Below are 15,045 nucleotides of genomic sequence, written 5' to 3' on the forward strand. Positions count from 1 at the left end.
GCGCCTTACGATGGGCGCCTCGCAATCCGCACCGGCCTGCCCCGAAGGCTACCGAAGTGTCCGAGCACGTCCACACCCCACCCATCGACTTCCAGCGCCTGCTGGCCCGCAGCTCCGAGGCGGTCGTGGTGCACGATGCCGAAGGCCGGATCCTTTTCTGGAACCGGGGCGCCGAGGAGCTCTACGGCCACGAGACCGGCGACGCGCTGGGCCGGCGCTGCGACGAGCTGCTGCGCACCGAGTTCCCGCTCCCGCAGGGACAGCTCGCCCGGGCACTGCAGGCCTCGGGCCGTTGGGCCGGCACCCTGGTCCGCCTCCATCGGGACGGACACCGGGTCGCGGTCAGGTCGGCCTGGACCTGCGACCCCGGCAGGCCGGAGGGCACAAGCGTGATCCTCGAGACGAGCAGCCGGCTCGACGGGCCGGGACGAGGCGTCGACGACTGGAGCCACGAGCGGCAAACGCTGGAATCGCTCATCCACGCGCTGCCGGTCGGCGTCGCACTGGTGGGGGCCGGCGGCGCGCTCGTGACGGCGAACGAGGCGGCGATGCGCCTCCACGGGGTCGCGTCGCGGGAGGAACTGGTGCCGCGGTTGCTGCCGCACGTCGAGCGGATCGACGCGCGGCTGCCCGCCGGCGGGCTTGCGGCACGGCAGGACCCCTTGTCGCCGGGGTGCGGGCCGGCGGCGACCGGCGATGAACCCGCCTGCGGGGACGGGGCCGCGAGCCGCGTGTCCTGCACCGTCGTTCCGCTTCCGGGAGGCTCGGGCGCCGAGCCGCTGTCCATGCTCCTGATGCAGGACCTCACCGAGTGCCGCAGGAGCGAGGAGGCCCTGAGGCAGGCCGACGAGAGGCTGCGGGAGAACCAGCGCCGGCTGGACGCCCTCCTCACCAACGCGAGCGTGGCAATCTTCATGATGGACGAGCGCTACCACTGCATCTACATGAACCCGGCGGCCGAGCAGCTGAGCGGCTACCGGCTGCACGAGATGGAGGGGCGCACGCTGCATGACGTGGTGCACCACACCCGGCCCGACGGCTCGCACATGCCCATCGAGGAATGCCCGATCGGCCGCGCCCTGCCCGGCAACGACCGCGCCCGGGGCGAGGAGGTCTTCGTCCACAAGGACGGCTCGTTCTACCCCGTGGCCTTCAACGCCGCGCCGATCCGCGACGAGCGCGGCACCATCCTCGGCACCATCCTCGAGGTGCGCGACATCCGCGAGGAAAAGCGCACGCTGGAGGCATTGCGCGAGGCGGACCGCGCCAAGGACGAGTTCATGGCGATGCTCGGCCACGAGCTGCGCAACCCCCTGTCCCCGATCGTGACCTGCCTGCAGCTGATGCGGCTGCGCGGCATGCAGGCGCGCGAGCTGGAGATCATCGCGCGCCAGGCGCAGCACCTCACCCGGCTCGTGGACGACCTGCTCGACGTGTCGCGGATCTCCCGCGGGCTGATCGAGCTGCGCACGGCGCGCCTGGAGGTGGCGGAGGCCATCGCGCGCAGCGTGGAGATCGCCCGCCCCGTGCTGGAACAGGGCGCGCACCGACTCGTGCTCGACGTGCCGGCCTGCGGGCTGCCGGTGGAGGGGGACGCCGACCGCCTGTCCCAGGTCGTCTCGAACCTGCTCGTCAACGCGGCGAAGTTCAGCCCCGAGCGCTCCACGGTGAGGCTCGGCGCCTGGGCGGAGGCGGACGACACGGTGCGCGTGAGCGTGAGGGACGAAGGCCAGGGCATCGCGCCGGACATGCTGGCGCGGATCTTCGAGGCCTTCGTGCAGGACGGGCGCGGCAAGGACCAGTCCCGCAGCGGCCTGGGCCTGGGTCTCGCGATCGCCCGCAACCTGGTGCGGCTGCACGGCGGCAGCATCGAGGCGCGCAGCGAGGGCATCGGCCGGGGCGCCGAGTTCCTGATCTCGCTCCCGCGTGCCGAGCCCGTCGCGCCGGCGCCCGCCGTCGAGACGCCGCCGGGGCCGCGCCCGGTGCTCAGCCGGCGGATCCTGGTGGTCGACGACAACCGCGACGCGGCCGAGACGCTCAGGCAGCTGCTGGAAGACAGCAGCCACCTCGTCCTCGCCGTGCACGATGCCGCCACGGCGCTGGAGCATGCGGGCGACTTCCGCCCCGATGTCGCCATCCTCGACATCGACCTGCCGGTGATGGACGGCCACGAGCTGGCGGCGAAGCTGCGGGAGCTCTTCCCCGGGCAGGACGGGCTGCGCCTCATCGCGCTCACCGGCTACGGGCTGCCGCGCGACCGCGAGCTCTCGGCCCGGGCCGGCTTCGACGTGCACCTGGTCAAGCCGCTCGACGTGGAGCGGCTGATGGAGGCGCTGGGCTGAATCCGGGGGGCAGGCCGCGGCCGGGCCGCGCGCCGCTACGGGTAGTTCGCCACCGTCTTCGGCCGCTCCGGTAGCGGGATGGACTCGCTCTCGCCGGGCACCGCGTCGAAGCGGCCCGCCTGCCAGTCGGCCTTGGCCTGCTCGATGCGCTCGCGCGAGCTCGACACGAAGTTCCACCAGACGTAGCGCGGGCCGTCCAGCGGCTCGCCGCCGAACAGCACCAGCCGCGCCGGTCCCGGGCCCGCGCCGAGCACGATCTCCCGGCCCGGCGCGAAGACCAGCAGGCGGCCGGACGCGAAGCGCTGCCCGCCCACCTCGACCTCGCCGGAGACGACGTAGGCCGCGCGCTCGGCCAGCTCGGCCGGCAGCGCGAGCCGCGCGCCGGGCGCGAGCGCCGCGTCCGCGTACAGCATCTCGGAGAAGGTCGGCACCGGCGAGCGCTCGCCCGCCCAGCCGCCGACGACCAGGCGCACGCGGGCGCCGCCGTCCTCCAGCAACGGCAGCTCGTCGCCGCCGTGGTGCGCGAAGGCGGGCGCAGCCTCCTCGTGCGCGGCCGGCAGCGCCACCCAGACCTGCACGCCCGCGAGGCGCGGGCCGTCGGCGCGCAGCGCCTCGGGCGTGCGCTCCGAGTGCACGATGCCGCGCCCGGCCGTCATCCAGTTCAGCTCGCCGGGGCGGATCGGCTGCAGGCTGCCCAGGCTGTCGCGGTGCAGGATCTCGCCGTCGAACAGGTAGGTGAGCGTCGCCAGCCCGATATGCGGGTGCGGCCGCACGTCGAGGCCCTGGCCCGGGCGCAGCACGACCGGCCCCATCTCGTCGAAGAACACGTAGGGGCCGACCATGCGGCGCTGCGCCGAGGGCAGCGCGCGCCGCACCGTGAAGCCGTCGCCAAGGTCGCTGCTGCGCGGCACGAGCAGCGCCTCGAGTTCGCGCGGGAGGTCCGTATCCATCGCGCTTCAGCCGAACAGCTTCGAGGCGATCGTCGTGACGTGGCGGCCCTGGAAGCGCGCCATGCCCAGCTCCTGCTCGCTCGGCATGCGCTCGCCCTGCCCGCCGGCGATGGTCGAGGCGCCGTAGGGGCTGCCGCCCTTGATCTCGTCGAGGCCCATCTGTGACTGCTCGCTGTACGGCAGGCCGACCACGATCATGCCGTGGTGCAGCAGCGTCGGGTGGAAGGTCAGGATCGTGCTCTCCTGGCCGCCGTGCTGCGTCGCGCTGGACGTGAAGACGCTGCCGACCTTGCCGATCAGCGCGCCGCTCGCCCACATCCCGCCGGTCTGGTCGAGGAAGTTGCGCATCTGCGCGGCCATGTTGCCGAAACGCGTCGGCGTGCCGAAGATGATCGCGTCGTAGTGCACCAGATCCCCCGGCAGCGCGACGGGCGCGCCCTGGTCCACCTTCGCCCCGGACTTGCGCAGCACGTCGTCGGGCACCAGCTCGGGCACCCGCTTGAGGTCGACCTGCGCGCCGGCCACCTCGCGCGCGCCCTCGGCGACCGCCTGCGCCATGCGCTCGGTGTGACCGTAGGTGCTGTAGTAGAGGACCAGGACTTTCGCCATCGTGCATCTCCCTTGTCGAGAAAGGTTGGAGGCGGTGTCGCCCGACACCGGCCGCATTCGCCCCGGGAAGCGAACGACGTGCCCGGTGGTGGCGTCGCGGCGCGGGGCCAGCCCTCGGCGGCTCAGCCCGCCGTCCCCGGCCGCACCCCGCGCCCGCTGGCGACCTCCGCCCGGTAGGCGGACGGCGACTGCCCGGCGAGGCGGGCGAAGAAGCGGCTGAAGTAGCCGGGATCGTCGAAGCCCAGCTCCAGCGCGATCTCGGCCACCGGCGCCTCGGTGTAGGCGAGCAGCCGGCGCGCCTCGACGTGCATGCGCTCGTGCATCAGCTCGAGCGCCGAGCGCCCGGCCACCGAGCGGCAGGCGCGGCTGAGGTGGTCGGCGGTGACCTGCAGCGCGCCGGCGTAGAAGGACACGGGCCGGTGCTGGCGGTAGTGCAGCTCCAGCAGCGAGCGGTAGCGCTGCACCAGCGTGTCGCGCAGCGCCTGGCGGTGCTCGTCGGCGCGCGGCTCGCCCGCATGCCGCAGGAACCACAGCGCCAGCAGCACCGCCTGCGCCTGCAGCGCCTCCACCCGCCCGGGCCGCGCCAGCTCGAACTCGCGCGCGAGCTGCACGAACAGCTCGACCCCCTCGGACATGTCCGCGCCGATCTGCTCGCCGCCCAGCAGGAAGCCCGACGCGAGCCGCGCCGCGAATTCCGGCACCCCGCCGAGCGCCGACTGCAGCAGCGCCGAGGGCAGCGTGAGCTGGTGGCCCGCGCAGGCCGGCTCGAACACGAAGCCGTGCACCGTGCCGGGCGCGATCAGCAGCGCCGCCGGCGCGCGCAGCTCGTGCTGCACCCCGTCGATCGTCGCCAGCGCCGCGCCGCGCTCGACGAGCTGCAGCTGGTGCAGCCCCTCGTGCCGGTGCGCCGGGATGTGCCACTGGTGCAGCCGGCCGCGCACGTCGATCGACTCGTAGTGCAGGCAGTCGTCCGGCCGGGAATGGCGCACCTCGCGGAACGGGATGGCGAGCGGAGCAACAGGTTTCATGAGCTGGATCAAAGCGCGACGGGTGCCGGAAATCTACCGGCGCACGCCCGATTCGTCCATGTGCATCGGCCCCAGGGACTCCTACAGTCCCCCTCATCGCGGCAACGCCGCCGCCAGACAGGAGACACCCCCATGACGAACGAGCCCCGCGCCGCGAAGGAGCGCGCCCCATGCTGAGACTCAACGGAGCCCAGGCGCTCGTGCACGCGCTGCGCACCGAGAACGTGCGACACGTGTTCGGCGTCGTGGGCGGCAAGCTCGCGCCGCTGCTGCACGCGATCTCGAGGGAGCCGGGCCTGCGCTACAGCGGCGTGCGCCACGAGGCCGCGGGGCCGCTGATGGCCGCGGCCGTGCACGCCAGCTCGGGCCAGGTCGCGGTCGCGCTCGGCGAGATGGGCCCGGGCAGCCTGAACCTCGCCGCCGGCGTCGGCACCGCGCTGAACAACAACCTGCCGCTGCTGCTGGTGACGACGAACCAGCACCGCGCGGCGGCCTATCCGGCCAGCGGCATGTTCATGGACCTCGACACGCAGGCGGTGCTCAGGCCGCTGGTGAAGTGGAACGCGGTCGTGCACGACCCGCGCCGCATGCCGGAGCTGGTGCGGCGCGCCTTCCGCGAGGCGCTGTCGGGCCGCCCCGGCCCGGTGCACCTCGACATCCCGCAGGACGTGCTGGCCGCGAGCGCCGACTTCGCCGACGACGAGTTCGAGCTGCCGGCTGCGCGCTACCGCGCCACCGTCGGGCCGCGCCCCGCGGCCGAGTCGGTCGAGGCGGCGGCCGCGCTGCTGCGCACGGCACGCCGGCCGCTGCTGGTGGCCGGCGGCGGCGTCGTGGCCAGCGGCGCGGCGGCGCAGGTGCAAGCCCTTGCCGAGCGGCTCGGCGCCCCGGTCGTGCCCACGCAGATGGCGCTCGGCGTGGTGCCGAGCACGAGCCCGCACTTCATCGGCCACGGCGGGCTGATCGGCGGCGACGCGGTGATCGCGGCCTTCGAGCAGGCCGACGCGATCGTCGCCGTCGGCTGCCGCTTCTCCTCGTGGATGTGGGACGAGCGCGGCCCCTTCGCGCGCCGGCATCACAAGCTCATCAGCATCAACACCGACCCCTCGGCGCTCGGCCAGCCGGCAGTGCACGAGGTCGCGATGCAGGCGGACGCGCGCCTCGCGCTCGACGACCTGCTCGCCGCGCTCGGCGCCGGGCCCGAGTCGGCAGCGGAGGCCGACTGGCTGCCGGGCCTGCGGTCGGTGCGTGAACGCTACGAGGCCCGGCTCCAGGCCCTGGCGCGCGAGGAGGCGGAGGTGATGCACCCGGCCGCGCTCGCGCGCGCCGTCGCGGCGGCGATGCCCGCCGACGCGCTCGCGGTCTACGACGGCGGCCACACCACCTTCTGGAGCAACGACTTCACGCCGGTGGCCGACGTGCGCACGCGCTTCCACGATCCCGGCATGAGCCAGCTCGGCTTCGGCCTGCCCTACGCGATCGCGCTGCAGCTGCTGCACCCGGGGCGGCCCGTGTTCAACCTCACCGGCGACGGCGCCTTCGGCTTCACGCTGCAGGAGCTCGACACGGCGCGGCGCCTGAAGCTGCCGGTAGTGACCGTCGTGCACAACAACGCCGCCTGGGGCGTGATCCGCGCCGGCCAGCGCGCCGCGCTCGACTTCGAGTTCGGCACCTCGCTGGAGGACACCGACTACGCGGCGATCGCGCGCGGCTTCGGCTGCCACGGCGAGACCGTGACGCAGCCGCACGAGGTGGCGCCGGCGCTCGCCCGGGCACTGGCCTCGGGCCTGCCCGCGGTGCTCGACTGCCGCACGCGCTTCGAGCCCCATCCCGCGATGCCGGCCTTCGGCCGCATGAACCGCTTCGGCTTCGAGGGACTCACGAGAACGTCCCCGGCTTCCCTTCCCCCCCAAGGAGACATCAAGCGATGAACGAGATCCGCATGCTGATCGGCGGCGAGCGCAGCGCCGCCGCCACGGGCGCCACCTTCGAGCGCCGCAATCCGCTCGACGGCAGCGTCGCCACGCGCGCCCCCGCGGCCTCTGCCGCCGACGCGCGGCGCGCGGTCGATGCCGCCGCGCAGGCCTTCCCGGCCTGGTCGGCGCTCGGCCCGGCCGAACGCCGCGCGCTGCTGCTGAAGGCGGCCGCGGCGCTGGAAGCCCGCACGCCCGGCTTCGTCGCCGCGATGGCTGCCGAGACCGGCGCCGCCGGCCCCTGGGCGGGCTTCAACGTGCATCTCGCCGCCGGCATGCTGCAGGAGGCCGCCGCGATCACGACGCAGATCGGCGGCGAGGTGATCCCGTCGAACGTGCCCGGCAGCCTCGCGATGGGGCTGCGCGTGCCGGCCGGCGTCGTGCTCGGCATCGCGCCGTGGAACGCGCCGGTGATCCTCGGCGTGCGCGCCGTCGCGACGCCGCTGGCCTGCGGCAACACCGTGGTGCTCAAGGGCTCGGAGCTGTGCCCCGCGACGCACGGCCTGATCGGCGAGGCGCTGCAGGAGGCCGGCCTGCCGCCCGGCGTGGTGAACTTCGTCACCAACGCGCCCGAGCACGCGGCCGAGGTGGTCGAGGCGATGGTCGCGCACCCGGCGGTGCGGCGCGTGAACTTCACCGGCTCGACGCGCGTGGGCCGGCTCATCGCGCAGACCTGCGCGAAGTACCTCAAGCCCGCGGTGCTCGAGCTCGGCGGCAAGGCGCCGCTGGTGGTGCTCGACGACGCCGACCTCGACGCGGCGGTCGACGCCGCGGCCTTCGGCGCCTTCGCGAACTCGGGCCAGATCTGCATGTCGACCGAGCGCATCGTCGTCGACGCCTCGGTCGCCGACGCCTTCGTCGAGAAGCTCGCCGCCAAGGCGCGGCGCCTGCCGCTCGGCGACCCGCGCCAGGGCCCGGTCGTGCTCGGCTCCGTGATCGACATGGCCACCGTCGAGCGCTGCAACGCGCTGATCGACGACGCGCTCGCCAAGGGCGCGCGGCTCGTGTGCGGCGGCCGCGCCGACAGCACGCTGATGCCCGCGACGCTGCTCGACGGCGTGACGCCCGCCATGGCGATCTACCACGAGGAGAGCTTCGGCCCGGTCAAGCCGATCGTGCGCGTCACCGGCGTCGACGAGGCGGTGCAGGTCGCGAACGACAACGCCTACGGGCTGTCGGCCGCGGTGTTCGGCCGCGACATCGCGCGGGCCTGGGAGGTGGCGCGGCGCATCGAGTCGGGCATCTGCCACGTCAACGGACCGACGGTGCACGACGAGGCGCAGATGCCCTTCGGCGGCGTGAAGGACTCGGGCTGGGGGCGCTTCGGCGGCCGCGCGGGCATCGAGGCCTTCACCGAGCTGCGCTGGCTCACGGTGCAGACGACGCCGCGGCACTACCCGTTCTGAGCTTCACGGGGCACGAGACCCCGCCCCCGCGACACCGAGACGACAGGCGGCAGACGAGACCGCCTGCCCTGCGGGCACGCCGTGCCCGCAGGGCCCCCTTCAAGGAGACAAGCCATGTTCCATCGCCGCCACTTCCTCTCCGGCGCCGCCGCGCTGTCGGCCGCCGCGCTGCTGCCGCGCGCCTTCGCGCAGGGCCCGGGCCAGACGGTCATCTGGTCGGGCTTCCCGGCCGGCGGCCTGGGCGACCAGGTCACGCGCCCGCTGCTCGACCGGCTCAAGGGCCGCTACCCCGGCACCGTGCTGCTCGACAGCAAGCCCGGCGCCGGCGGGCGCATCGCGGCCGAGTTCGTCAAGCGCGCGACGCCCGACGGCACGACGCTGCTGCAGGTGCCCTCCTCGCCGATCACGCTGTACCCGAGCCTGTACCGCAAGCTGCCCTACGAGCCGCTGAAGGACTTCATCCCCGTCACGCCGCTGTGCGCCTACACCTTCTCGCTCACCGCGGGCCCCGGCCTGCCGGCCGAGGTGAGGACCGTGGCGGACCTCGTGAAGTGGGCCAGGGCGAACCCCGGGAGCGCGCACTACGGCATTCCCGCGGCCGGCTCGGTGCCGCACTTCGCCGCGATGATGTTCGCGCAGGGCGCGGGCCTGAAGATGAGCAGCGTGCCCTACAAGGGCGGCGCGCCGCTGCTGACGGACCTGATGGGCGGCCAGGTGCCGGTGGCCTTCAACGTGGTCAGCGAGGTGCTGCCGCACGTGCGCTCGGGACGGCTGCGCTCGCTGGCCGTCGCCAGCCCGCAGCGCTGGGCGGCGCTGCCGGAAACGCCGACGCTGACCGAGCTCGGCTTCAAGGACCTCTCGCTCGTCGAGTACCTCGGCTGGTACGCGCCAGCGAAGACCCCGATGGAGACGGTGCGCCGGCTCAACGCCGCGGTGCAGGAGTCGCTGCAGACGCCCGAGATGCAGGAGGTGTTCACGCGCAATGGCCTGCTGGCGCTGCGCGAGAGCCCCGAAGCCTTCGCCGCGCGGGTGCGGCAGGACATCGAGCGCTGGGGGCCGATCGTGAAGGCCACCGGCTTCTCGCCCGACGAGTAAGTCCCGCGGCCCCTGCGCACCGCGCCCGCGATCCCCGTCGCGCGCGAGGACCGACGCACGCCCGCGCCCCTCCCCTTGCCCCCTGAACCGGCTCGTCCCGCGACAGCCGGAACGGCCTTCCCTTGCCTGGAGACAATCAAGATGAAAAGAACCACGATCGCGCTTGCGGCCTTCGCCGCCTTCGCGGCCACCGCAACCGCTCAGCCCTCGGTCACGATCTACGGGAAGATCGACATGGGCGTCCAGAAATCGAATGGCGGCACGGCGGCGCTCGCCGGCGCCACCACGGGCGGCGGCCCCAACGCCGCCTTCGACGAGCCTCATCTCACGCAGGGCGCCAGCTCCCGCCTCGGCTTCCGGGGCACCGAGGACCTCGGCGGCGGCCTGTCCGCCAACTTCAACCTCGAGCACCGTTTCCTGCCCAACGACGGCACCCTCCAGGCAGCGAACTTCTGGCAGCAGTCCTGGGTGAGTCTCGCCGGCGGCTTCGGCGAGCTGAGGCTCGGCCGGGACTTCTCCCCGGCCTTCTCCATCGCCGCGTCCAGCGACCCCTTCGGCTACGAGACGGTCGGCCAGGCCGGCCCGCTGCACACGCTGATGGGCATCATCACCTCGCGCTGGAACAACAACCTCTCCTACAGGACCCGCAGCTTCGCCGGCCTGAGCGGAGCCGTGGCGATCGCGCCGCGCGGGACCGCGGGCCAGGAGCACGCGGTCGGAGCGAACCTGCGCTACCAGCAGGGACGGCTGGCCCTCGGCTTCGGCTACGACAACTCCGGTCATCAGACCGCTGCGGCCCTCGGTGCGACCGAAACGCGCTCCTACCTCCTGAGCGCGATCCACGACTTCGGCGTCGTCCGCCCGATGTTCCTCTACGGCAAGGGGACGGCCTACAACGCCGCGGGCGCGGAAGTCCAGAGCCGCTCCAACGTCCAGATCGGCGCCACCGCTCCGCTCGGCGGCGGCGACGTGAAGTTCGTGCTCGCGCAGCGGGACAACGACACGAACGACACCCGCATCCGGAAGCTCGGCCTGGGCTACCACTACTCGCTGTCCAAGCGGACCAAGGCGTATGCGGACATCGGTTCGGCCAGCGAGACCCGGCAGACCCGCCGCACGGCCCTCGACCTCGGGCTGCAGCACAACTTCTGAGCCGGTCTCCCTCTCCGAGCCGGGAACGGCGAGCCGCTCAGGTGCCGCAGAAGGTCTGGTAGCCGGCCGTCAGCGCGGCCGGCGCGGGCTCGGCGTAGCGCTCGTGCCCGGGCACCTCCTCCCAGGGCCGGCGCAGCGCCGCGAGCAGCCGCTCGAAGGGCTCTAGATCCTCGTCCTCGGTCGCCGCGGCGAGCGCCTCCTCGACGCGGTGGTTGCGCGGGATCACCCACGGGTTGACGCGCCGCATGCGCGCGGCCCGCTCCCCGCCCGCCGGCGACGCACCGTCCTCGGCCTCGCAGCGCGCGCGCCAGCGGGCGAGCCAGGCGTCCGGGTCCTGCGGCGCGTCGAACAGCGCACGCAGCGGCTGCTCGTTCCCCTCGGCCGCATCGGCCAGCCGCCGCCAGGCGAGCGTGAAGTCGATGCCGTGCCCATGCAGCAGCTTGAGCCAGTCCTCGGCCAGTGCCCGGTCGGCCTCCTCGTCCCCGGTCGCGGCACTCGCGAGGCCGAGCTTGGCGCGCTGGCCCTCGAGCAGCGCCGCGGCGTACCAGGCGGGGTACGCGTCGATCACCTCGGTGGCGTGCGCGACGGCGCGGGCCGCGGCCGGCTCGCCGTCGTCCTCGGCGATCAGCGGCAGCAGCGTCTCGGCCAGCCGCGCGAGGTTCCAGCGCGCGATCAGCGGCTGGTTGCCCCAGGCGTAGCGCCCGCCGTGGTCGATCGAGCTGAAGACCGCCTGCGGGTCGAAGGCCTCCATGAAGGCGCAGGGCCCGTAGTCGATCGTCTCGCCGGAGATCGTCATGTTGTCGGTGTTCATCACGCCGTGGATGAAGCCGACGTTCATCCACTGCGCGATCAGCGCCGCCTGCCGCTCGGCCACGCGGCGCAGCAGCGCGAGGTAGCGGTCCGGCGTGCCGGCGAGGTCCGGGTCGTGGCGCGCGATCGCGTAGTCGGCGAGCTGGCGCAGCCGCTCGAGGTCGTTGCGCGCCGCGAAGAACTGGAAGGTGCCCACCCGCAGGTGGCTCGCGGCCACGCGCGTGAGCACCGCGCCGGGCAACGGCCGCTCGCGGTAGACCGCCTCGCCGGTGGCCGCAACGGCGAGCGCCCGCGTCGTCGGGATGCCGAGCGCGTGCATGGCCTCGCCGATCAGCACCTCGCGCAGCATCGGCCCGATCGCGGCCTTGCCGTCGCCGCCGCGCGAGAAGGGCGTGCGCCCCGAGCCCTTGAACGCGATGTCGCGCCGCCGCCCCTGCCGGTCGATCACCTCGCCGAGCAGCAGCGCGCGGCCGTCGCCGAGCTGCGGCGAGAAGCCGCCGAACTGGTGGCCGGCGTAGGCCTGCGCCAGCGGCTCGGCGCCCTCGGGGACGGTGTTGCCGGCGAAGACGGCTGCGCCTTCCGGCCCGTCGAGCGCGGCGGCATCAAGCCCGAGCTCGTCGGCCAGCTCGCGATTGAAAAACAGCAGCTGCGGCGACGGCACCGCGGCCGGCTGCCAGCGCACGTAGAAGCCCGGCAGCTCGCGGGCATAGCTGTTGTCGAAGCGGAAGGTGACAGGGGCAGGCATGGGACTCGGCCGGTCAAAGGCCCAGTGTGACCGCTGGGGGCCGCATCTGCCGGCGCCCGGCTCGAAACACGGGGAGGCGCGCGTGGGATTCGCGGACCGGGCGGCGGTCGGCGCCGCATCCGGGCCCGCACCGCTACCAGGTCTCCGGGGAGCCGAAGCGCGCGAAGAACTCCTCGACGAAGCGCGGCGAGCCGCTCAGGGTCAGCGTCACCGAGTGCCACTGCCCGTCCTCCACGCTCACCTGGAGATCGTGGTCCCAGTCCATCCCCTCCTCGACGGGACCGTGCGTGTCGGGGAAGCGCTGCCGGGCCCAGTCCAGCACCTGCTGCGCCTCGGCCAGGACCTCGGCCTGGTGCTCCGCGGAGGTGGAGGCCAGGGCCTCGAGGGTGGTGACGCCGTCGGCGCCTTCGCTGAGGTCGAAAGTCAGGTAACGCACGGGCAGATGGGCAGGACGGATGACAGGACCGGATTCTGCGCGCTTGTGGAACCGTCCGCCGGAAGCCAACACCTGCCGGCGCCGCCCGCTGCTTCGGCGATGCGCCGGGCGGGACGTCAGGGCTGGTCGCAGCGCTGTGAAGAGCTCTCGGCGGCCGGAGCAGCGCTGCGGCGGATGCCGGCCTGCTGCCGGGCGCACGGCTTGCACGCGCCTGTCACGTCCTCGTCACATGCGAGTCCGACACTGCGACGACCACGCCTGCTTCAAATGCAGGCAAGTCTTTCCGTTTTCCGGTGGCATTGAATCGGAACCGATTCAGCGCCGTGCGCGGCGAATCCTCGGGCCCATCGCGCAGGGCCCCGCAAATCATCGGGAAAACCCGGATCCCGCGGCATGAAAAAGGCCGGATTCGCTCGGCTCGCTGAATTCTCGGGCATGCCCGCCTGCCTGATCTGGTCGCCCCGCATATCGGCGGTTTCCATCCCGGCATCCTCGTCTGATATTCGGAACAAGGAGGAGGGCCTTCCGCCGGCCCCATAGGACGGCCTGAATCAGCGCCAGGAGAACGATTCGACATTTGCCGCCATTCTCCCTTGGCGGCCCGGAACGATCCGTGCCCGGGGATTATTCCCGGCAGATGCGGATTTCGCGTCCCAATAGAAATTTCCCCGCGCTCCGGTCCGGACCGGCTTGTCATTTGTTTTCAGGAGACCCGAGGAATGCAAAGCCTGGCCGCCCCGTCTTCGAGATCCAAGTCCCCCTTGCCCGCGATCGGGCTGACGCTGGCCGCATCGGCGGCGCTGCTGGGCTTGGTGGTAGCGCTTCATCTCGGGGGCGGCATCCCGATCGCGGACCTGATACGAGACCCGGCGGCGATCACCCAAACGCCGCCCTACACCGGACTGCTTTCCCAGGTGGGGCTCTTCCTCTGGGCCGCGACGGCGGCAATCTGCCTGTTCTGTGCAGGAGTCGCGTCCCGCGATCCTGCGGATGCCGCCATGGCCAGCTTCTTCCGGGCCTCCGCGGCCTTGACACTGATGCTCGGCCTCGACGACGCCTTCCTGCTGCACGAGGACCTCCTTCCCCGCATCGGCATTCCCGAAAAGGGGGTGCTGCTGGCTTATGCGGTGCTGACCGCGCTCTACCTGCTCGGTTTCCTGCGGACGATTCTGGCGCGGACCGGGTACGAACTGCTGGCGATGGCCTTGTTCTTCTTCGCCGCCTCGGTCGTGCTGGACGTGCTCAACCCGCCCTCGATCCCCTACCTTGCGGAGGACGCCGCCAAGATCGCGGGGATCGTGAGTTGGCTGGCGTACTTCTCCCGCACGGCGGCAGGGACGCTTCGCATGGACATCACCGCGCCTCAGCCCGGGCAGGCCCGACACTCCACGGCGCGAACCACAGGCGGGCTGGCGGGCGGGACGGTGGCGTTCAAGTCCGGCAAGGCGCCGCTGCCGTCCTCGCGCCGTGAAGGCGACTAGACCCCGAGCGGGACGCTCTCCGCCCCCCAGGGTGAACAGTCCCCCTTGCGGTCGTCCCGCAGCCCCCTTCCTCGGACGGCTTCCCGCAAGCTACGCTCGGGCCTGTCCCCGCGTCGAACCGCGGCCGCTCCGACCGCCACCGCTCCCGCCATGCACAGACTCCTCGCCCTCCCTCTCGCCGCCGCCCTGCTCGCCGCCTGCGGCGGCGGCAGCGAGGGCACCCGCGTGCCCTTCGTCACGATCGTCCACACGCAGCACTCGCAGGTGCCGTCGCGCGAGGAGCTCGTCCTGCGCGGCAACGCCGAGCTGAACGAGCTCTGGGGACGCATCTCCGTGGACGGCGCGCCCCTGCCCTCGATCGACTTCTCCACCACCCAGATCGTCGGCGTGTTCCTCGGCACGCGTCCCAACGGCTGCCACCACGTGTCGATCTCCCGCATCACCCGCACGACGGAGCGCCTCGTGGTCCGCTACAGGGAGACGGTTCCGGGGCCGGGCGACATCTGCACCCAGGCCCTGGTGACGCCCGCGCACCTGGTGGCGCTGGCGAGGACGACGCTGCCGGTCGAGTTCGCGGCCGAGTGAGCGGCCCCTTCCGACCGGTCTCGGGCTTGTCGACTGCCCTGCCGGCTCGTGTGCAGCGCCGAACGCCTCGCGCACCCGCTCCCGCCACGCCAAGCGCAACGGCGAGCGGGCGTCCTCCGGGATGGCCTGCGTCGGGAGATGGCGAACGAAATGCCCGCAGCAGGAGAAGGGCAGCGACCGGGAGCAGCGCATCACGAGCGGGCCGGCGCCCGCGGCGAAATCTGTCGTATACTCGCGGCCCCTGATCGCAAAGATCCATGGGGCTATAGCTCAGCTGGGAGAGCGCTTGCATGGCATGCAAGAGGTCGGCGGTTCGATCCCGCCTAGCTCCACCAAAGTGTTCCTAAGGCCTTGTTTTACAAGGCCTTTTCTTTTTTCGGCCGGTCACTTCGACGAAATGTCCAACTTTTTGTCCAAGTTCGATCCAACATGGCCC

At 72.7% G+C, this 15,045-nt stretch carries 12 protein-coding genes and 1 tRNA gene; 8 read left to right on the forward strand and 5 right to left on the reverse strand.

The window, feature by feature from the left end; all coding sequences use genetic code 11:
- Positions 1-56 precede the first annotated feature (56 nt).
- A complete protein-coding gene (locus D3A59_RS20940; RefSeq protein WP_170162370.1) occupies positions 57-2,342 on the forward strand; it encodes a PAS domain S-box protein in 2,286 nt (761 codons plus the stop codon).
- Between the two features lie 35 nt (positions 2,343-2,377).
- Here D3A59_RS20940 and D3A59_RS20945 read toward each other — a convergent pair whose 3' ends face one another.
- From D3A59_RS20945 to D3A59_RS20955, 3 genes are all read right to left on the reverse strand, one after another.
- On the reverse strand, positions 2,378-3,292 hold the full coding sequence (locus tag D3A59_RS20945; RefSeq protein ID WP_119157273.1) for a pirin family protein: 915 nt from the start codon (positions 3,290-3,292) through the stop codon (positions 2,378-2,380).
- 6 nt (positions 3,293-3,298) lie between these two features.
- Positions 3,299-3,901: an NAD(P)H:quinone oxidoreductase gene (gene wrbA / locus D3A59_RS20950; protein WP_119157274.1), complete on the reverse strand. Its 603-nt coding sequence runs from the start codon at positions 3,899-3,901 to the stop codon at positions 3,299-3,301.
- Positions 3,902-4,023: 122 nt separating this feature from the next.
- Positions 4,024-4,929, reverse strand: coding sequence for a helix-turn-helix domain-containing protein (locus D3A59_RS20955; protein WP_119157275.1), 906 nt, complete (start codon positions 4,927-4,929; stop codon positions 4,024-4,026).
- A gap of 170 nt (positions 4,930-5,099) precedes the next feature.
- Here D3A59_RS20955 and D3A59_RS20960 point away from each other — a divergent pair, with 170 nt between their 5' ends.
- The 4 genes from D3A59_RS20960 (at position 5,100) to D3A59_RS20975 (ending at position 10,552) form a co-directional block, all read left to right on the forward strand.
- Complete coding sequence (locus D3A59_RS20960; protein ID WP_119157276.1) at positions 5,100-6,857, forward strand: thiamine pyrophosphate-binding protein; 1,758 nt, start codon at positions 5,100-5,102, stop codon at positions 6,855-6,857.
- Positions 6,854-8,305: an aldehyde dehydrogenase gene (locus tag D3A59_RS20965; RefSeq protein WP_119157277.1), complete on the forward strand. Its 1,452-nt coding sequence runs from the start codon at positions 6,854-6,856 to the stop codon at positions 8,303-8,305. The genes D3A59_RS20960 and D3A59_RS20965 overlap by 4 nt, the downstream gene beginning before the upstream one ends.
- Positions 8,306-8,419: 114 nt before the next feature.
- Positions 8,420-9,400 (forward strand): Bug family tripartite tricarboxylate transporter substrate binding protein, encoded by a 981-nt coding sequence (locus D3A59_RS20970; protein WP_119157278.1) that lies wholly within the window; start codon positions 8,420-8,422, stop codon positions 9,398-9,400.
- Positions 9,401-9,541: 141 nt separating this feature from the next.
- Entirely contained in the window at positions 9,542-10,552 is a 1,011-nt protein-coding gene (locus D3A59_RS20975; RefSeq protein WP_119157279.1) for a porin, read from the forward strand.
- 37 nt (positions 10,553-10,589) lie between these two features.
- Here the strand turns inward: D3A59_RS20975 and D3A59_RS20980 are convergent, their stop codons facing one another.
- A complete protein-coding gene (locus D3A59_RS20980) occupies positions 10,590-12,107 on the reverse strand; it encodes a protein adenylyltransferase SelO family protein (RefSeq protein WP_119157280.1) in 1,518 nt (505 codons plus the stop codon).
- 133 nt (positions 12,108-12,240) lie between these two features.
- Positions 12,241-12,543 (reverse strand): hypothetical protein, encoded by a 303-nt coding sequence (locus D3A59_RS20985; protein WP_240636156.1) that lies wholly within the window; start codon positions 12,541-12,543, stop codon positions 12,241-12,243.
- Positions 12,544-13,262: 719 nt separating this feature from the next.
- Between D3A59_RS20985 and D3A59_RS20990 the strand changes: the two genes are divergently transcribed.
- The 3 genes from D3A59_RS20990 (at position 13,263) to D3A59_RS21000 (ending at position 14,944) form a co-directional block, all read left to right on the forward strand.
- A complete protein-coding gene (locus tag D3A59_RS20990; RefSeq protein ID WP_205665241.1) occupies positions 13,263-14,024 on the forward strand; it encodes a hypothetical protein in 762 nt (253 codons plus the stop codon).
- A gap of 150 nt (positions 14,025-14,174) precedes the next feature.
- Entirely contained in the window at positions 14,175-14,609 is a 435-nt protein-coding gene (locus D3A59_RS20995) for a protease complex subunit PrcB family protein (protein WP_119157281.1), read from the forward strand.
- 259 nt (positions 14,610-14,868) lie between these two features.
- A tRNA-Ala gene (locus D3A59_RS21000) sits at positions 14,869-14,944 on the forward strand.
- Positions 14,945-15,045 lie beyond the last annotated feature (101 nt).

It is taken from the genome of Caldimonas tepidiphila (assembly GCF_003569765.1).
In the GTDB taxonomy this organism is placed as follows: Bacteria; Pseudomonadota; Gammaproteobacteria; order Burkholderiales; family Burkholderiaceae_C; genus Caldimonas; species Caldimonas tepidiphila.